This window comes from Rhizobium sp. CECT 9324 (genome assembly GCF_918741265.1).
Taxonomy (GTDB): domain Bacteria; phylum Pseudomonadota; class Alphaproteobacteria; order Rhizobiales; family Rhizobiaceae; genus Allorhizobium.
Genome location: NZ_CAKKMZ010000001.1, coordinates 908,786 through 927,884, shown reverse-complemented (window position 1 = coordinate 927,884; position 19,099 = coordinate 908,786). Strand labels below are relative to the sequence as shown.

18 protein-coding genes are annotated in these 19,099 nt (G+C 59.5%); 8 read left to right on the top strand and 10 right to left on the bottom strand.

Annotated features, from left to right (window positions below; genetic code table 11):
* Positions 1-60: 60 nt before the first annotated feature.
* Entirely contained in the window at positions 61-2,712 is a 2,652-nt protein-coding gene (gene mutS / locus LQ231_RS04410) for a DNA mismatch repair protein MutS (protein WP_230173240.1), read from the bottom strand.
* 197 nt (positions 2,713-2,909) lie between these two features.
* Here mutS and LQ231_RS04405 point away from each other — a divergent pair, with 197 nt between their 5' ends.
* Positions 2,910-5,195, top strand: a complete 2,286-nt coding sequence (locus tag LQ231_RS04405; RefSeq protein WP_230170436.1) for an NADP-dependent malic enzyme — start codon at positions 2,910-2,912, stop codon at positions 5,193-5,195.
* On the opposite strand, the gene LQ231_RS04400 is transcribed toward LQ231_RS04405, so the two are convergent.
* The 7 genes from LQ231_RS04400 to LQ231_RS04370 form a co-directional block, all read right to left on the bottom strand.
* Complete coding sequence (locus LQ231_RS04400; protein WP_230170435.1) at positions 5,177-6,109, bottom strand: LysR substrate-binding domain-containing protein; 933 nt, start codon at positions 6,107-6,109, stop codon at positions 5,177-5,179. The genes LQ231_RS04405 and LQ231_RS04400 overlap by 19 nt on opposite strands.
* A 328-nt stretch (positions 6,110-6,437) precedes the next feature.
* Complete coding sequence (locus tag LQ231_RS04395) at positions 6,438-7,316, bottom strand: GNAT family N-acetyltransferase (protein ID WP_113143214.1); 879 nt, start codon at positions 7,314-7,316, stop codon at positions 6,438-6,440.
* A gap of 87 nt (positions 7,317-7,403) precedes the next feature.
* On the bottom strand, positions 7,404-7,895 hold the full coding sequence (gene lspA / locus LQ231_RS04390) for a signal peptidase II (RefSeq protein ID WP_230170434.1): 492 nt from the start codon (positions 7,893-7,895) through the stop codon (positions 7,404-7,406).
* Positions 7,896-7,898: 3 nt separating this feature from the next.
* The gene (locus LQ231_RS04385; RefSeq protein WP_230170433.1) at positions 7,899-8,759 is read right to left on the bottom strand and encodes an RNA methyltransferase; all 861 of its coding nucleotides are present in this window, start codon (positions 8,757-8,759) and stop codon (positions 7,899-7,901) included.
* Complete coding sequence (locus tag LQ231_RS04380) at positions 8,756-9,973, bottom strand: class I SAM-dependent rRNA methyltransferase (protein WP_230170432.1); 1,218 nt, start codon at positions 9,971-9,973, stop codon at positions 8,756-8,758. Before LQ231_RS04380 ends, LQ231_RS04385 begins: the two co-directional genes overlap by 4 nt.
* Positions 9,974-10,079: 106 nt before the next feature.
* On the bottom strand, positions 10,080-10,424 hold the full coding sequence (locus LQ231_RS04375; protein ID WP_113143070.1) for a LapA family protein: 345 nt from the start codon (positions 10,422-10,424) through the stop codon (positions 10,080-10,082).
* Between the two features lie 96 nt (positions 10,425-10,520).
* Entirely contained in the window at positions 10,521-10,823 is a 303-nt protein-coding gene (locus LQ231_RS04370; protein ID WP_113143069.1) for an integration host factor subunit beta, read from the bottom strand.
* Positions 10,824-11,135: 312 nt separating this feature from the next.
* On the opposite strand from LQ231_RS04370, the gene lptC reads away from it, so the two are divergent.
* From lptC to ptsN, 6 genes are all read left to right on the top strand, one after another.
* The gene (gene lptC, locus LQ231_RS04365; protein ID WP_113143068.1) at positions 11,136-11,819 is read left to right on the top strand and encodes an LPS export ABC transporter periplasmic protein LptC; all 684 of its coding nucleotides are present in this window, start codon (positions 11,136-11,138) and stop codon (positions 11,817-11,819) included.
* Positions 11,816-12,373, top strand: a complete 558-nt coding sequence (locus LQ231_RS04360; protein ID WP_230170431.1) for an LptA/OstA family protein — start codon at positions 11,816-11,818, stop codon at positions 12,371-12,373. Before lptC ends, LQ231_RS04360 begins: the two co-directional genes overlap by 4 nt.
* Positions 12,374-12,455: 82 nt before the next feature.
* Positions 12,456-13,202 (top strand): LPS export ABC transporter ATP-binding protein, encoded by a 747-nt coding sequence (lptB, locus tag LQ231_RS04355; RefSeq protein ID WP_113143213.1) that lies wholly within the window; start codon positions 12,456-12,458, stop codon positions 13,200-13,202.
* Positions 13,203-13,344: 142 nt separating this feature from the next.
* Positions 13,345-14,910: an RNA polymerase factor sigma-54 gene (gene rpoN / locus LQ231_RS04350; protein ID WP_230170430.1), complete on the top strand. Its 1,566-nt coding sequence runs from the start codon at positions 13,345-13,347 to the stop codon at positions 14,908-14,910.
* A 248-nt stretch (positions 14,911-15,158) separates the two neighbouring features.
* Complete coding sequence (gene raiA / locus LQ231_RS04345; RefSeq protein ID WP_113143065.1) at positions 15,159-15,737, top strand: ribosome-associated translation inhibitor RaiA; 579 nt, start codon at positions 15,159-15,161, stop codon at positions 15,735-15,737.
* 76 nt (positions 15,738-15,813) lie between these two features.
* Positions 15,814-16,278, top strand: a complete 465-nt coding sequence (ptsN, locus tag LQ231_RS04340; protein ID WP_113143064.1) for a PTS IIA-like nitrogen regulatory protein PtsN — start codon at positions 15,814-15,816, stop codon at positions 16,276-16,278.
* A 70-nt stretch (positions 16,279-16,348) separates the two neighbouring features.
* Here the strand turns inward: ptsN and grpE are convergent, their stop codons facing one another.
* Both grpE and hrcA read right to left on the bottom strand, forming a co-directional pair.
* The gene (gene grpE, locus LQ231_RS04335; RefSeq protein ID WP_290371372.1) at positions 16,349-17,017 is read right to left on the bottom strand and encodes a nucleotide exchange factor GrpE; all 669 of its coding nucleotides are present in this window, start codon (positions 17,015-17,017) and stop codon (positions 16,349-16,351) included.
* 48 nt (positions 17,018-17,065) lie between these two features.
* On the bottom strand, positions 17,066-18,154 hold the full coding sequence (gene hrcA, locus LQ231_RS04330; RefSeq protein WP_113143062.1) for a heat-inducible transcriptional repressor HrcA: 1,089 nt from the start codon (positions 18,152-18,154) through the stop codon (positions 17,066-17,068).
* A 214-nt stretch (positions 18,155-18,368) separates the two neighbouring features.
* Here hrcA and rph point away from each other — a divergent pair, with 214 nt between their 5' ends.
* Positions 18,369-19,085 (top strand): ribonuclease PH, encoded by a 717-nt coding sequence (gene rph / locus LQ231_RS04325; protein ID WP_007602438.1) that lies wholly within the window; start codon positions 18,369-18,371, stop codon positions 19,083-19,085.
* Positions 19,086-19,099: the final 14 nt, after the last annotated feature.

Below are 19,099 nucleotides of genomic sequence, written 5' to 3'. Positions count from 1 at the left end.
CGCTCCGGTTCGGATGGCGCTATAACGCCTTTCCGGCGTGTTTGACAGGCACCTTACCTCTCAAGACTTGCCAAGTTGTTTCTTGAGATCATAGAGCGCATCCAGTGCCTGACGAGGCGTGAGGTCGTCAAGATCAAGTGACTTCAAGGCTTCCTCTACCTTGGAGGGACCGGCCTTGCGGGCATCCTCGCGGCGCACGGCCACCTGGAACAGCGGCAGATCGTCGATCAGTTGGGCTGCCGGGTTCTTGCGATCGGTATCTTCGAGCTTGGCCAGCACGTCGCGGGCACGCGCGACAACGGCTGCCGGAAGACCGGCGAGACGTGCGACCTGAATGCCGTAGGAGCGGTCTGCAGCACCCGGGCCGACCTCATGCAGGAAGATGACGTCGCCGTCCCATTCCTTGACCCGCATCGTCACATTAGACATGCGCGCCAGCTTTTCCGACAGGGCCGTCAACTCGTGGAAATGCGTGGCAAACAGCGAGCGGCAGAGATTGACCTCATGCAGATGCTCGACCGCCGCCCAGGCGATCGAGAGACCATCGAAGGTTGCCGTGCCGCGACCGATCTCGTCGAGGATCACCAGTGAGCGATCGGTCGCCTGGTTGAGGATCGCCGCCGTCTCGACCATTTCGACCATGAAGGTCGAGCGGCCGCGGGCGAGATCGTCGGATGCGCCGACCCGCGAGAACAGCCGATCGACCACGCCGATATGGGCAGCCCCGGCTGGCACGAAGGAGCCCATCTGGGCCATGATGGCAATCAGCGCATTCTGACGCAGGAAGGTCGATTTACCGCCCATATTGGGGCCGGTGAGCAACCAGATTGCACCGTTGCCACCGGATTTTTCCGGCGAAAGATCACAATCATTGGCGATGAAGGGACTGGCGGCCTGGCGGCGCAGTGCCTGCTCGACGACCGGATGGCGACCCGCGGTGATCTGGAACATGCGGCTGTCATCGACGATCGGGCGGCAATAGCCCTGCTCCTCGGCCAAGGATGCGAGGCCGGCCGCGACATCGATGATGTCGAGTGCGCGGGCGGCGGCCTTGATCGGCTCGGCAGCGGCCACGACATCGGCAACCATGCGGCCGAAAGCTTCAAGTTCAATCGCCAGCGCCTGGCCGGCAGCATTGGCGATGCGGCTTTCGAGATCGGCGAGTTCCGTCGTGGTGAAGCGCATGGCATTTGCCATGGTCTGGCGATGGATGAAGCGGGCTTTGCCCTCATCGTTATCGGTCATCGGACCGGCATTGCCGGCGGTGACCTCGATGAAGTAACCCAGCACATTGTTGTGCTTGATCTTCAGCGACTTGATACCGGTTTCCTCGGCATATTGCAGCTGCAGGCTGGCAATGACGCGGCGCGACTGGTCGCGCAGCGCACGTATCTCGTCGAGTTCCGCAACAGCCCCCTCGCGGAGGAAGCCTCCGTCGCGCTTGAGCAGCGGCAGCTCATCGGCCAGAAGGGCCGACAGCGATTGGCCGAGACCTTGCGGCAATGCATTGAGATCAGCCAGGGCGTCAGACAGTTCCTCCGGCAAACGCGCCGGAGCCAGCAGGGCCGCAACGTCGGCAGCTGCAGCCAGACCGTTGACGATGCCGCCGAGATCGCGCGGACCGCCGCGGTCGAGCGCCAGGCGCGACAGGGCACGCGGCATGTCGGGCACGCGTTTTAGCGCATCGCGCAGGCGATCGATCAACAGGTTTTCGGTCAGAAGGAATGCAACCGAATCCTGTCGTGCGGCAATCGCCTCTGGATCGGTCAGCGGCGACATCAGCCGTTCGGCCAGCAGACGAGCGCCGCCGCCGGTCACCGTGCGATCAATCGCCTTCAGCAGCGAACCGTTGCGTTCGCCCGACAGCGTCTTCACCAGCTCGAGATTGGCGCGGGTGGCCGGATCGATGAACAGGGTCGAGGCGGCGTTCTGCCGTTCGGGCAGGCCGAGCGGCGGGCGCTCGGAAATCTGGGTCTTTTCGACATAAGCGACGGCTGCGGCGGCAGCAGCAATCTCCGCGCGGGAGAAGCTGCCGAAGCCATCCAGTGTGCTCACGCCGAAATAGCGGGCGATCCGGCCTTCGGCACTGGCGCTGTCGAACAGAACGCCGGGCTGCGGCACGACGACACGACCGAGCACGTCGAAGGCGGGTTTCAGCTCCTCGTCATGAAACAGCGTATCCGGCACGATCAGCTCGCGCGGCTCTATGCGCAGGATATCGGCGAGCAGGCGGGTCTCTGTCGTTTCCGCCAGGCGAAAGATGCCCGTCGAGATATCGATCCAGGCAATCGCCAACTGCGGAGCGCTGCCGCCGCGAATGCGGGCCAGCGCCATCAGATAGTTGGATTCGAATGGCGACAGCAGCTTTTCTTCAGTAATCGTTCCGGGGGTCACCAGACGCACGACATCGCGCTTGACGACGGATTTCGAGCCGCGCTTCTTGGCTTCGGCCGGATCCTCGATCTGCTCACAGACGGCAACCCGGAAGCCAAGCATGATCAGCTTCTGCAGATAATCATCGGCCGCATGAACCGGCACACCGCACATGGGGATGTCATGGCCGAGATGCTGGCCGCGCTTGGTCAGCGTGATGCCGAGTGCGCGGGAGGCGTCGACGGCATCCTCGAAGAACAGCTCGTAGAAATCACCCATGCGATAGAACAGCAGACTGCCGGGATTGGCGGCCTTGATCTCGATATATTGCTCCATCATCGGCGTGGCGGACGCGCGGCTTTCCTCAGAGGCAAGCGTTGCCACGTTCAGGACCTCGTTGTGGGTGGATGAATAGATCGTCACTGGCCAATGTTTTCTTGATGATAAAGTCGTGCAACACTAACGACCTGCGCTGCAGAAAAACAACATGATGGGCCGACGACAACGAAGCTGCCCACAACAAGCTGAGGGGAAACATGCCGATCGACAAGAAAACAGTTCGCACGCGCGTCTCGGTCACCGAACAGGAAGCGCTCGATTTCCATTCGCAGGGACGCCCCGGCAAACTGGAAATCACGCCGACAAAGGCGATGGCTACGCAGCGCGACCTGTCGCTGGCCTATTCGCCCGGCGTTGCCGTTCCGGTCAAGGCGATCGCGGCAGATCCGGCGACGGCCTATGACTATACGACGCGTGGCAATATGGTCGCCGTCATTTCGAACGGCACCGCCATTCTCGGCTTGGGCAATCTTGGCGCGCTGGCTTCCAAGCCGGTGATGGAAGGCAAGGCCGTGTTGTTCAAGCGCTTTGCCGACGTCGATTCGATCGACCTTGAGGTCGACACGGAAAATGTCGACGAGTTCATCAACTGCGTGCGGTATCTCGGCCCGTCCTTCGGTGGCATCAATCTCGAAGACATCAAAGCACCCGACTGCTTCATCATCGAAAGCCGGCTGCGCGAACTGATGGACATCCCGGTTTTCCATGACGACCAGCATGGCACGGCGATCATTGCAGCCGCCGGCCTGATCAATGCACTGGAGTTGACCGGCCGCGACTTCAAGACGACCAAGCTCGTTTGCAATGGCGCAGGTGCCGCAGCCATTGCCTGTATCGAACTGATCAAGGCGATGGGCTTCAACAGCGACAACATCATCCTCTGCGATACCAAGGGCGTGATCTATCAGGGTCGCATCGAGGGCATGAACCAGTGGAAATCGGCGCATGCGGTCAGGACCGATCGCCGGACACTGAGGGAAGCGATGGAAGGTGCCGACGTCGTTCTCGGCCTTTCGCAGAAAGGCGCCTTCTCGTCAGACATGATCGCCTCGATGGCGCCGAACCCGATCATCTTCGCCATGGCCAATCCTGACCCGGAAATTACACCGGAAGAGGTCGCCGAAATCCGCGACGATGCAATCATGGCAACCGGCCGGTCGGACTATCCAAACCAGGTGAACAATGTTCTCGGCTTTCCCTATATCTTCCGCGGGGCGCTCGACGTGCGCGCCAGCCAGATCAACGATGCGATGAAGATCGCAGCCGTTCGGGCGCTTGCCGACCTGGCACGCGAGGATGTGCCGGACGACGTGGCCGCCGCCTATCAGGGGCAGCGACCGCGATTTGGGCCGCAATACATCATTCCAGTGCCCTTTGATCCACGACTGATTTCGGCCATTCCGGTGGCCGTCGCGCGGGCTGCCATGGAAACCGGGGTTGCCCGCAAGGCGATCGAGGATCTTGGCGCCTATGCGCATGAGCTGTCTGCCCGCCGCGACCCCATCGCGGCCGCCACCCAGCGGATCTACGAGCATGTGCGCAGCCATCCCAAGCGCGTCGTCTTTGCCGAGGGCGAGGAAGAACAGGTGATGCGCGCGGCCATCGCCTTTGCCAACCAGGGGCTGGGCACCGCCATCCTGCTTGGTCGCGACGAACCGCTGAAGGCAACGGCCGAGCGGGCCGGCATCGATCTCGACCGTCCTGGCATCGAACTGGTCAATGCCCGTGTCTCGACAAGGGTCGAGGCGTATACCGAATATCTCTACGCCCGCCTGCAGCGAAAGGGCTACCTGCACCGTGACGCCCAGCGCCTCGTCAACACCGACCGCAATCACTTTGCCGCCTGCATGGTGGCCCTTGGCGACGCCGATGCGATGGTCACGGGGACGACGCGCAATTATTCGACGGCTCTGGAAGACGTACGCCGCTGCATCGACACAGCGGCGGGCCACCGGGTTATCGGTATCTCTCTGGCGCTGGCGCGCGGACGCACGATCCTGGTTGCCGACACGGCCGTGCATGACATGCCGACCGCCGAGGAACTGGCCGATATCGCCGAAGAGGCTGCCGGTGTTGCCCGGCGCCTGGGGCTTGAGCCACGCGTTGCACTGCTGGCCTATTCGACCTTCGGTCATCCGACCGGCGAACGTTCCGAACGCCTGCGCGAAGCGGTCAAGATCCTCGACAACCGCCATGTCGACTTCGAATACGACGGCGAGATGGGCGCAGACGTGGCGCTCAACAGCCATAGGATGGAACAATATCCGTTCTGCCGCCTGTCGGGCACGGCGAACGTGCTGGTGATGCCCGCCATTCATTCGGCGGCGATCTCAACCAAGATGCTGCAGGAACTGGGCGGCCTGACCGTGATGGGTCCGCTGCTGGTCGGGTTGGAGAAATCGGTGCAGATCGCACAGATCGGCGCAAAGGACAGCGACATTGTCAACATGGCGGCGATCGCCGCCTACAATGCGGACGCCTGAGCGAGAACGGGAGCGGCCTCTTCCAGCCGCTCCATGTCCTCATCCAACTCCGCGCGCATCCAGCGCTTGAACTTGTCCACCTTATCGCTGCGGCGCGCCGTTTCCGCGACGACGAAATAATGGGCAAACCCGGTTTTGACCGGGGGACCGAATGGCGCGACCAGTTGTCCATGCTGTAGTTGGTGAGAGGCCAGCGTCTGCCATGCCAGCATGACGCCTTGCCCGGCCATTGCTGCGTCAAGGCACAAGGAGGCCTCGCTGTAGACATGACGGGCATGAACTTCCGATCCCGCAAGGCCCACCGCAGACAGCCAGACGTCCCAGGTAAACATGGCTCGGCCATCGATGATCTTCGGCCGCGCCAGCAGATCGGCGGGCGTCAGCAGCCCTTCGGCCATGGCCGGTGTGCAGACCGGAAAGATGCGCTGCTCCAGAATGAGCTCAGAGCGGCAGCCGACCCAGTTGCCTTTTCCCACCCGGATACAGAGATCGACATCGGAGAATGTCGGGTCTTTCAAACGATCCGTCGCATCGATCCTGAGGCTGATATCGGGAAAACGTTCGGAAAAGGCACTGATGCGGTGAACCAGCCATCGGGCGGCAAAGACCGGCGCGACTGAAATCGTCAAAACCTTGTCATCGCTGCGCTGCGCCAGCGCCACGGCACCAGACAGATGGCGCAATCCCTCTGAAAGGCGCGCAAGGATGTCGGAGGCCGTGTCGAATGCCACCATACCGCGGTGTGTGCGCTCGAACAGCTGGCGCCCCAATTGCTGTTCGGTCTTGATCACCTGCTGGCTGACGGCACCGATTGAAACGCCAAGCTCCTGAGCCGCAGACTGCAGAGAGCCCAACCGGCTGACAGCTTCCACCGCGCGCAGACCGTTCAGGTGAACCTGATTGAGATTTTTCATATAGAAAATCTAGAGCCGAACGCTCGAAATCTCAATTGAAAACAGCGCCACCTTGCAGAAATTAGGGACTGAGACTTTCTCACGGCCTGACGCTCGGTCAGAAAGGCGATATGATGTTCAAGTTTTTCTGGAATAGGAGAGCGCGATCGCAGCCGCCAGTCGGTTCGCCTTGGCGCCACAATCCACTGGGTCATCCGCAAGTCATCGCCATGCATGAGAGGGAACTGGCCGATCTGCCAATTCCACCCGAGATCTCGCCGCCGGACAACACGAAAAGCAGAGCAGAGCCGCCTCCAACAGAGGCAATTAAGCTGCGATGACGCAATGTCTAGCTGGCGAAACGGCCGGCGTCGGCGCCGTAATAATTGACGTAGCGGCCGGATATGCTGGCGATGGGCAGGATGATCAGCACGTCCGTGGTGTTGAACGCGTGGTCGACAACGGCACCGTTGCTGACCATGGCACCCAGGCGAAGATAACCTTTGATGAGGGGCGGCATAGCGGAGAGCGCGCGCCGTGCATTGATGGCCTCGGACGGCATGAGGTCCATTTCGCGGTAAAGCTCGGGACGGGCGCTGACCGCCCATTCACCCTTGGCGACCGCATTCTGATGCAGGAAGGACAAAGCCAGCGCGTGTTCTTCCGGGCGTATGCCAGGGAAAGAGCCACAGCCGAACATTCCATCGACCCGGTGCTGCAGTGCGTAGGCCCAGCAGCCCTGCCATAGAAGTTCAACCGTGCGCTTGGTGCGGTACTCGGGGAGGACGCAGGAGCGACCCAACTCCATGAAGCGCTTTTCCGGATGGCGGTCGAGCAATGCGCCGACGGCAAATTCGGCTCCGGAATAGAAGCCGCCGTGTGCGCGCGCCACCTCATGGCGTAGCAGACGGTAGGTGCCGACAATCTGATCCTCGGCATCGCCTTCGATCGACCGGTCCAGGACCAGCAGGTGATCGCAAAGCGCATCCCACGCGTCGATCTCACGACCTCTACGCGCACCTTCCGGACTAACCTGGGCCTTCATTTCCTCAACAAAGACACGGTAGCGGACGGCCTGAGCCGCATCGATCTCACGCTCTGAGCGCGCAAGGCGCGTTTCCAGGGAACCAATACGCCCAAGGAGCCCAGTATTCAGCGTAGCCAGACCAGTGGCGGGCGCGCGTTGCGGCTCAAGCAGTGATCCGTGATCGATTAGTTCTACGCTCATCGCGATAAAATCCGGCTTCTTTTCCCGCGTCATAAACCACGAATCTGCGACAGGAAAGTGACAGGTCCGCAGGCCAACCGGACCCGTTCAATACTGACTTGGCTTGCCTCTGCGGTGGGTCATGATCTCGTCGACCACGATGCAAAGCGCACCAAGCGTGATGAAGCTATCGGCCAGATTGAAGACCGCGAAGGACCAAGTCTGGGTGTAGAAAAGAATGTAGTCAACGACGTGGCCATAGACGAAACGATCGACCAGATTGCCAAGCGCACCAGCGATGATCATGGCAAAACCGAGATGGGCGAAATGCTGATCGGGGCCAGTCTTGCGCCAAAGCCAGAGCACGAAGGCAACGATCAGCAGGCGAAGCCCGACGATGAACCAGCCGTCGGCGTCCGACAGCATGGAGAAAGCGACGCCGAGATTGTGGGTACGATAGAGCCCGAGATAAGGGACGACCGGCACCAGTTCGTGCATCGGCAGATAGATCTCGACAGCATACTTGATCGCCTGATCGAGGATCAGAGCGACGACAATGAAAATCGCAACCGGTAGCGGTCGATTGAATACAGCCAGCATTGCTTATTTGGCCCCATCGAGCTTGAGCAGGTGACGGCGGACCTCAAACAGCATGACGCCGGTGGCAACCGCCAGATTGAGCGAATCCGCCATGCCGACCTGCGGGATACGGGCCAGCGCATCGGCGGCCTCGGCGAGCTCGTCCGGCAGGCCCGACTGTTCGTTGCCCATCATCAGGATGACCGGCTTCGAGCGATAATCGATCGTGCGATAATCGACGGCGCCAGCGAGGTGGGTGGCGACGAGGCGGGCGCCGGAACCCTTTTTCCATTTGAGAAATTCCGCCGGCGTCGCCTTGATCAGCGGCACTGCGAACAGCGAGCCCATGGTGGCGCGAACGGTTTCCAGCGAAAAGGGATCGGTGCAATCGCCAACGAGGATGACGCCGGAAGCGCCGGCGGCATCGGCGGTGCGGATGATCGTCCCGAGATTGCCGGGATCTCTGACACGGTCGAGGGCAACCCAGGTCTGGCCATCCGAAGGCGAAACGTCTCTCAGAGAGGCCCAACGCTGCTCGAAGACCGCCGATACCATTTGCGGATTGTCGCGCCGGGTGATCGCCGACATGACCTTTTCGCTGACTTCGAGTACAAGGCCGCCGGCGGCGATCGTGCGGGCGGCCACCTTTTCAACCAGCGGCTTTCCCTTGCCGGCCTTGGCATAGACCAGGGTGCGGATCGTCCAACCGAGTTCTAGCGCATCGATGACCAGCTTCAGGCCCTCAGCCAGGAACGTCCGGCTCTCGTCGCGGCTCTTCTTCTGCGACAGTGCCTTGATGTCCTTGACGATCGGATTGGCGAGGCTTGTAACTTCCTTCACCTGGCCGACGCGGCGCACGCCTTCCTGTCTGAAATCATCGGTCATTTCGGTACCCAGCGACTGAAGAGTGAGGTTGAAAGCGCGCGCCCCGGGGTCTTGCCGTCAAGGCCGGCTTCGCGGATGACCAGTTCGCCGGATTCCACCAGCCCACGCTTACCGCGCATGGTCTCGCGCATCAATTCATGGATCGAATAGAAGCTGGCACGGATCGAATAGGCGGTCAGCACGAGGCCATGCGCTTTTGGCGACAGCAGCTCGCGGCAGATATCGAGCATGACAGGCAGATGCTCGAACAACTGCCAGACTTCGCCATTCGGCCCGCGGCCAAACTTCGGCGGGTCGGTCAAGATGATGTCATATTGGTTGCCCCGACGCTCCTCGCGCAGGATGAACTTCATCGCATCCTCGCAGATCCAGCGGATCGGCGCCTTGTCGAGACGGCTGAGTGACTGGTTTTCCCGCGCCCAGCCGATTGCCTTCTTCGATGCGTCGACATGGGTGACTTCGGCGCCGGCTGCCGCGGCGACAAGCGAGGCAACGCCGGTATAGCCAAACAGGTTGAGTACCTTCAATGGACGTCCAGCCTGCTCGACCTGGCTCTTCATCCAGGCCCAATGGGCAATCTGCTCGGGAAAGACACCGACATGGCGGAAAGCGGTGAACCGGCCATGGAAATCGACATCCAGCAGCGCCATTGGCCAGGTTTCACCCAGGGCCTCGCTCGGAAACCGCCAGCGGCCCATGCCGTCTTCGTCCGTATCACCGGTGAAGATTGCGTTTGCATTGTCCCAGACATGTGCAGGCAGCGTCTTTGGCCAAAGTGCCTGGGCTTCCGGGCGGACGATACGATAGGGGCCATACTGCTCGAGCTTCAGGCCATCGCCGCTGTCGATCAGATGAAAATCGCCGGCACCAGCCGATTCCAGGATCAGCGGCACGCGTTCAGCAGGGCGGTCACCGCTGCGCACCATCAACGGGCGCGCCGGTTCAGTCGCAACGGTTTCGACCTGTGCATCGCGGGCCTTGTGTCCGCCGTGTGCCTGAGATGACGGTTTTGCCGTGCCCGGCCGGTGTTCCTCGCGCGGCGGTTGGCGAACGGCGTCAGCAGCTGACGGCTGCGTCTTGAAAGGTCGACTGCTCGACCTGACACCCGGCTTGGCGCTCGATTTGGCGCCCAGTTTGGCGCTCTGTCCCTGATCGGCTTTGGGATTGGTGCCTGACGGCGGTTTGCCACCGGGGCGGCGTTCCTTGTTCTTCACGTCATCTATCCGTGGGTGCGTGCTCTTGTGGCGCTGCCCATATCATTCCACCAGAGGAGCGGAAAGCGATTTTGCCGAGAATTGGGCGAAGTTGGCCGTGAAACGCCTACTTCGATGCGATTGACGGCAAGGAACTGCCGGCAATCTGCTCGGCGCGGGTCTTGTGGCGATCGGCTTCCGCCTGCCAGCGCTGCGCAGACCGGCTCTCGTTGCGGGCGCGCTTGCGATATTTGCCCTGCGAGAACCACGTGACGACGGCACCGATCACGACGCCGAAAATGACAGCCAGGATCAGCAACATGAAAAGGGGCGCAGACAGGGAAAGCGCCTGATCTGCCGGATTGAACGGGTTCAGCGCCAGGCTGACCGACTGGCGGTTGGCAACGGCCAGAACGATCAACAGAATGCCAAGCGGGATGAAGACCACTAGACTGAACAGCTTCCGGATCATGGCGGCACTCCCTGCGATTTGTCCGCCGTGTCAGGACACGGCGCCTAAGCCACCCAAGTTAATCACCGGGCCGGCGTTTTCAATCCGGCAACATGATCAATCGTCGTCTTCGTCGCCCATTCCGGGGTTCAGGCGCTCGCGCAGCTCCTTGCCAGTCTTGAAGAAAGGCACCCATTTTTCCTCGACGAAAACAGTTTCGCCCGTGCGCGGGTTGCGGCCGGAACGCGAGGGACGGTTTTTGACGGAAAATGCACCAAAGCCGCGGAGTTCAACGCGGTTGCCGCCTGCCAGCGCGTCTGTGATCTCATCCAGCACGGCATTGACGATATTTTCGACATCCCGGTGATAGAGATGCGGATTGCGGGCCGCGACAATCTGCACAAGTTCCGATTTAATCACGCGCGCTCCCCCTGAATTTCTCAAATGCTCTGATCGCCGCTAACGTTGCCAAACCAAAAAAGCCTAGTCAAGGAACAACTTAACCGCACATGGCAGCAATCGCGAAGGCTATGACAGAAATCACATATGCGGCCAAACCGCTACCGCCAATTTTGGCTTCGACCTCTTGCGGTCGCAAATTGGCCCCATCACCATGCAAACTTGTATTTGGCGTGCGAAAATCCATATTGGCAATCACGGATTTAAATGCGAAACGTCGGCTTCGGGCGAAGTCATCGACGCGATGTACGCTCTATCACACGGGTTTTCTTCATGTTGCAACGGACAGACGATAGTGCGCAGGCCTCCGGGCACTCGCCTGGTGCGAAAGCCTATCGCAACGCGGTCAGCCACTCCGGAAGAGTGCGCAGACTGAAGATACTGCTGCCCGTCGGAGCGGCCCTCATCTCCTTCATCTTCATCGGCGTATCCATTGTTCGCGCCTATCTGCCGGAAAATATCGAGATTGCCTCTGCCAAGATCGAGAATGGCAAGGTCGTGATGGAGAAACCGGCAATTTCCGGGCGCAACGCCGATGGCGTCAGTTATTCCATGCGCGCCGAGCGGGCACTGCAGGACATCAAGAACCCGAACATCATTGCTCTTGAAACGATCGCCGCTGCCGTGCCGGTCAATGACAAGATCATTGCACGCGTCCAGGCAATCGGTGGCATTTTTGACCGTGGATCCGAGTTTCTCAATCTCGACAAACCATTCACGCTCAATCTCAACAGTGGCCTCGATGCCCAGTTCCAATCGGCACGCCTCGATATCAAAGGCGGCACGATGCAAACCTCCGATCCCGTTGCAATCCAGACCAAGGGCGCTTCGATTGTTGCGAAGTCGCTCAATATAACGGATAAGGGGCGAACAATCACATTCGCTGGCGATGTGCGGGTCAATATCGAGCCGTCAGCGCTTCGAAACAACGGGTCAATGGAAGCCGCCAAACCATGATTTCTAGCCGCTCCCCGAAGCTTTCCATCGCTGGCCATCTGATGCTGCTGGGCCTCATGTCCTGCATATCGACTTCCGCCTTCGGCCAGGCGACGAGCAGCCAGATGGATGGCATGAAGCTTTCCAACGATCAGCCGATCCAGATCGAAAGCGATGCGCTGGAAATCCGCGAGCAGGAGAAGAAGGCGTTCTTCACCGGCAATGTCAAAGTCGTGCAGGGCGCAACGACCTTGCAGGCTGGCGCGATGACGGTTTTTTATCGCGGCGAAGGTGCAAGTGTCACCCAGGGCAATGCCGACATCGAAAAGATCGATGTCATGGAAAAGGTCTTCCTGTCGTCCGGCACGCAGCAGGCCACGGCGGATAAGGGCTTCTTCGACATGACGAAGCAAGTGTTCGTGCTTGAGGGCGACCGCGTGGTCCTGTCGGAAGGCCAGAATGTATTCGTGGGCTGCAAGCTGACCGTGCAGATGACGTCCGGCCAGGCCAAGCTCGACAGCTGCGGTGGACGTGTACAGATCCAGCTCGACCCTAAATCGCAGAAAAAGCAGTGACGGGATCGGTCTGAACGTGCAAATCCCATTTTTCTCCAAGAAAGCCGGCGGTTCCGCGGAAGCTGCGCCGGGTAGCCCTGTACTGAAGGGCGACAAGTCACGCTACGAGGGCACACTGATCGCCCACGGCCTGACCAAGACATACAATACCCGACGCGTCGTGAACGGTGCATCCCTTGTGGTGCGCCGGGGCGAGGCTGTCGGCCTGCTCGGACCCAACGGTGCCGGCAAGACTACCTGTTTCTACATGATTACCGGGCTGGTGCCGGTTGATGCCGGCACGATCACGATCAATGGCAATGACGTCACGTCGATGCCGATGTATCGACGCGCGCGGCTGGGTGTCGGCTATCTTCCCCAGGAAGCCTCGATTTTCCGTGGCCTGTCGGTCGAGGACAATATCCGGGCCGTGCTTGAAGTGCATGAAAGCGATCGCCGCAAGCGCGAGGCGAAACTCGACGAACTGCTGCACGAATTCCATATCGAGAAGCTGCGCAAATCGGCAGCCGTCGCCCTTTCCGGTGGCGAACGGCGTCGCCTCGAAATTGCGCGCGCTCTGGCAACTGACCCAACCTTCATGCTGCTTGACGAGCCGTTTGCCGGCGTCGATCCGATTTCGGTCTCAGACATTCAAAATCTTGTGCGGCACTTGACGGCACGCGGCATTGGCGTTCTGATTACGGACCATAATGTGCGCGAAACGCTCGGGCTGATTGATCGGGCCTATATCATCCATGCTGGCGAGGTTTTGACCCATGGGCGGGCAAACGATATCGTCAACAATGCCGATGTCCGTCGCCTTTACCTGGGCGACAAGTTCAGCCTCTAAGGCCCAGATCCAATAAAACTCCTCCGCATCCCCTCCCGCGACTTGACCAAACTAAAATAAAAAGCAATTTTTGGGCCAAGTGGATTTTGCCCGTCATGAAAGACGGGAATTATCGGGGGATGTAGGGAGTTTAGCGTCGACCATGGCCTTATCCGCCAATCTTTTCCTGCGACAGAGCCAGTCTCTGGTGATGACACCGCAGTTGATGCAGTCCATCCAACTGCTGCAAATGACGCATATCGAACTGATGCAGTTCATCTCCCAGGAAATCGAGCGCAACCCCCTGCTTGAAATGGTGGCAGATGATGGCGATTTGGGCGGCGATAGTGCCGATCCGACAGACCGCCCGCTGGTCTCCGCGGACAACAATCATACCCATGACGACGCGCCCGCCACCCCGTCCCTCGATAGCGACTGGTATGAGGAGAATGGCAATGCCAGCCTGAACGATCGGCTCGATGCCAATTTCGACAATGCCTATTCCGACGAAGGATCGGCTGTCAGGCCCGATGCGCCGGAACTGCTCAGCCAGTGGAAGTCGATGCCCGGCAATTCCGGCGAGACCGGCGAGGGCTTCGACCTTGACGACTTCGTGGCCGGTCAGATCAGTCTGCGCGACCATCTCAACCAGCAGATTCCCTTTGCGCTGAACAACGATGCCGACCGCCTCGTTGCCGCCGTTCTGGTCGATCATCTGGATGAAGCCGGCTATCTGCGCGCTGACCTCACTGATGTGGCGTCGCGACTGGGACGCGACCTGCATGCGATCGAACAGGTGCTGGAGACACTGCAGACATTGGAGCCGGCCGGTGTGTTCGCCCGGACCCTCAGCGAATGCCTCGCCATACAGTTGCGCCAGCGGGATCGGTACGACCCGGCAATGGCGGGCCTGGTCGAAAATCTCGAACTTCTGGCCAAACGGGATTTCAGCACGCTGAAAAAAATCTGTGGCGTCGACGAGGAAGATCTCATCGACATGCTGGCCGAGATCCGCAAACTCAATCCGAAGCCGGGCAGCAATTTCGAGCATAGCGCGACGGAATCGGTGACCCCTGATATCGTGGTGCGACCCGATCCACTTGGCGGTTGGAAGGTCGAACTCAATCCCGACGCCCTGCCCCGCGTCCTGGTCAACCAGAATTACATGGCAGCCGTGGGACGACAGACTGGCAACAAGGAGAGCGGCGACCATGCCTTCATGTCGGAATGCATGCAGAGCGCCAACTGGCTGACACGCAGCCTCGACCAGCGCGCGAAAACCATCATGAAGGTGGCGGTCGAGATCGTCAGGCAGCAGTCGGCCTTCCTCGAGCAGGGCGTCGACTATCTCAGGCCGCTCAACCTGAAGATCGTCGCCGATGCGATCAAGATGCATGAATCGACGGTGAGCCGCGTCACGACCAACAAATACATGATGACTCCGCGCGGGCTCTTCGAGCTGAAATATTTCTTCAGCGTATCGATTGCATCCGCCGAGGGCGGCGACACCCACTCCGCCGAAGCGGTTCGCCATCGCATTCGCATGATGATCGCACAGGAAAGCACGGAGGCCGTCCTGTCCGATGACGATATTGTGCACACGTTGAAAAAGAGCGGCGTCGATCTTGCCCGAAGAACGGTGGCAAAATATCGCGAGTCCATGAATATCCCATCCTCCGTGCAGCGACGCAGAGAGAAGCGCGCAATGGCAAAAATTCCCGCAATCTAGGGGCTTCATAAGGCGAAAGTTACCTGAATCTTAACGGCGCATTGACTTTCGACGGGATGGAAGCTAGAAGCCCGCCGCAATCGGTAGCGCATACTCTTGCTTGAAACTTATCACCAGCACACGCCCATCGAACGTGGCACAGATTCATCGGATCGTTCGAAAAGCTTGGACGCGGACGTGGCTTGGCGTAAAATGGTCTTCGCAAACCAACGATAGGTTTGCAAACCAACGATAAGAAGGGAAACTCCATGAGTGTGCGTGTATCCGGCAAGCAAATGGAAATCGGCGAGTCGTTCCGTCAGCGGATCGAAGAGCGGATTGAAGATGCGGTGACCAAATACTTCGACGGAGGCTATTCAAGCCAGATCGTCGTGACGAAGTCGCAATCGCGGTATGCCGCAGATTGCCTCGTTCATCTCGACGCAGGCGCCAACCTTCACGCCGCAGGCGAGGCGAACGATCCTCAGTTGGCTTTCGATACGGCTTTCGAGCGTATTGAAAAGCGCCTGCGACGCTACAAGCGCAGGCTGAAGGATCACCATGCCGTCGGCGTTGCGGGCACGTCCATCGAAGTCGCATACACCGTCATGGATTCGGTTCCGGACGATCACGAAGACGAGGTGCCGGAAGATTATGCACCCACGATCGTAGCCGAAAGCACCAAGAAGCTGAGGACCATGTCGGTCGCCTCGGCAGTTATGGCGCTGGACATGACCGACGAACCAGTTCTCCTGTTCAGAAGTCCGGGAACCGCAGAAGTAAACATCGTATACCGTCGCAATGATGGTAATATTGGGTGGATCGATTCCGCCAACATCAAAGGCTGAAGAAGCACAGCGGCGGGCGGTTTGCCAGTGAGGCACTCGCCCGCCGTCTCGTATCTCCAGCATGAAGGAAGTTGATATGGCCTTGGCAGATTTGCTGCAACAGGATGCTGTCGTACCCGCCCTCAGGGTGAACTCGAAGAAGCAACTGCTTCAGGAACTTGCGGCAAAAGCCTCGAAGTTGACCGATATTCCCGAACGGGAAATATTCGACGTCATCTTGCAGCGAGAGCGCCTCGGCTCTACCGGGGTTGGAAATGGCATCGCCATTCCGCACGGAAAGCTCAACCGCATCACGCAGATCACCGGCGTCTTCGCTCGGCTTGACACGCCGGTGGATTTTGAGGCGCTGGATGACCAGCCGGTCGATCTGGTGTTTCTTCTGCTCGCCCCGGAAGGGGCCGGTGCAGACCATCTCAAGGCTTTGTCACGCATTGCCCGCGTCCTGCGCGATCAGGATCTGGTGGCAAAGTTGCGCGCGACCGATTCCGCGTCGGCGATCTTCACCTTCCTCAATCAGGAACATGCGTCAAACGCGGCCTGAAGCAATCAGTCACAGACATAAAAAAAGCGCCCGCGATGGGCGCTTTTTTGTTTCATGCATGGCTTGAGGCTCAGGCCTTGCCGGCAGCGTCTGCCGTCGCGTCGATCTTTGGGCCACCCTTGGCGACACCAACCATGGCCGGGCGCAGCACGCGATCACCGATGGCGTAACCGGCCTGGACGACCTGGACCACGGTGCTGTTGGGCACATCCGGGTTCGGCACTTCAAACATCGCCTGATGGAAATTGGGGTCGAATTTCTGACCGACCGGCTCGATCTTGCGAATGCCGTGACGCTCCATCGTCGCCAGCATGCCACGCTCGGTCATTTCCACACCCTCGATCAAGGCAGCAAGACCAGCGTCCGCCGTCGTGCGCGCTTCTTCCGGCAGGGCTTCGATCGCGCGGCGCAGGTTGTCGGAGACCGACAGCATGTCGCGGGCAAAGCCCGTCACAGCGTAGGACTTGGCGTCCTTGATTTCGCGGTCCGTTCTGCGGCGAAGATTGTCCATTTCAGCAGCCAACCGCAGGAAGCGATCCCGCAGATCCGCATTTTCTGCTTTCAGAGCATCCAGAGGATCTACCTCCGCTTCGTTTTCGACCACGATCTGCTCTTCCGCTGACTCCGGCATGGATGCTTCAGCCACTGTGTCAGGTCCGTTCTTGTTGGTCTCATCGGTCATGACGATCTCCGAATTATTGTGTTTGTTCGAATTCTGGGTTTCGAAGTTGAGCCCGATATCAGGGTTTGTCGTGAAAAAATCAAGGCGTGGAAGGGAAAGAAGCGCTTATCGGCCAGAACGCGCCAGGCGCGCCATGAGTTGGGCGGTGTAGTCCACCATCGGCACGATGCGGGAATAGTTCAGTCGCGTTGGGCCAATTACGCCAACCGCCCCGACAATCCGGTCTTCGCCATCCCGGTAGGGCGCAACGATCAGCGAAGAACCGGACAGGGAGAACAGCTTGTTCTCCGAGCCGATGAAAATGCGCACGCCCGGTCCGGTTTCGGCCAGGTCGAGAATCTCGATCAGGCTTTCCTTGCGTTCCAGATCATCAAAAAGCAGACGAAGACGATCGACATCTTCGGATCCTGCAAGACCTTCCAGCAGATTGGCACGCCCGCGCACGATCAAGCGTGTCGGCTTCTGGTCGCCAAGACCCCCCGACCAGACGGCCAGACCACGCTCGACCAGATCCTGAGACAGGGCATCCAGTTCGCCGGCAACCTGCGTCTTCAGTTTTTCCAGTTGACCGCGCAATTCTGTCAGCGTTTGGCCGGCAAGGTTGGCATTCAGAAAATTGGCCGCTTCGGTGAGTTGGGATGCGGTAATGCCCGCAGGAAGCTCAATGATGCGGTTTTCAACCTGATTGTGTTCACCCACCAGGACAGCCAACGCCTTGGTCGGCTCCAGCCGGATGAATTCAACATGCTTGAGGATCGGATCGTTCTTGGATGAGATCACCAAGCCGGCGCCACGCGACAGTCCGGAAAGCATGCGGCTGGCCTCTGTCAGCATGCTCTCCATCGGCTGATCGGCGCTGGGTGGCCTGATCTGACGCTCGATGGTTCCACGCTCTTCGTCAGACAGGTCGCCAACCTGCATGAACGCATCGACAAAGAAACGCAATCCGAGCTGGGTCGGCAGGCGTCCTGCGCTGATATGCGGCGCATAGATCAGGCCAAGCCCCTCCAGATCGCTCATCACGTTGCGCACGGAGGCCGGGGAGAGGGACATGGGCAGCAGGCGTGACAAATTGCGCGATCCGAGCGGATCGCCGGAATCCAGATAAGTTTCGACAATACGCCGAAAAACCTCTCTGGAACGATCGTCCAGCGAGGCAGACATGTCGGTGATTGTATTCGTCGGTGCACCCATTCTCAGAGCAAGCACTGTCTGCTGTGTTTCATGAAACGAAATATAGTCACTATGACAACGATCACAAAGGCCAAATCCGAAAGAGGATACGGCTTTTCCGCGAGATCCAGGCTTTTCATTGCAAAAGCTGATTGCGCCACATGCCGGACGACAGAACTGTTTCCATTTGATCGGGAAAAGCTCTAGAAGGCGTCAGACAATCTAGGAGATCGCAATGCGGCCATCAGGCAGAAAAACCGACCAAATGCGCAAGGTTTCGTTCGAGCGCAATTTTTCCAAGCATGCGGAAGGCTCCTGCCTCGTCAAGTTCGGCGACACCCATGTTCTGTGCACGGCAAGCCTTGAAGAAAAGACGCCGCCATGGCTGCGCAATTCCGGCAAGGGCTGGGTGACCGCTGAATACGGCATGCTGCCGCGCGCCACCGGTGACCGGATGAAACGCGAAGCCGCCTCTGGAAAGCAAAGTGGCCGCACACAGGAAATCCAGCGCCTGATCGGTCGCTCGCTGCGCGCCATCGTCGATCTCGAAGCGCTGGGTGAACGCCAGATCTCGATCGACTGTGATGTCATCCAGGCCGACGGCGGCACACGCACCGCATCGATCACCGGTGCCTTCATCGCGCTCCACGACTGCCTGAAGTGGATGGAAACCCGCAACATGATCAAGGTCGAGAAGGTGCTGAAGGACCATATCGCGGCAATTTCATGCGGGATCTTTGCCAGCCAACCGGTGATCGATCTCGATTATCTGGAAGATTCGGCGGCCGAAACGGATGCGAACTTCGTCATGACCGGTTCCGGCGGTATCGTCGAAATCCAGGGCACGGCCGAAGGCAAGCCGTTCAGCCAGGACGAGTTCCTCACCCTGCTCGGCCTCGCCCGCAATGGTATCGATGAACTGGTCGCGTTGCAGAAGCAGGCGCTCGCTTAAACCACAAGACAGGA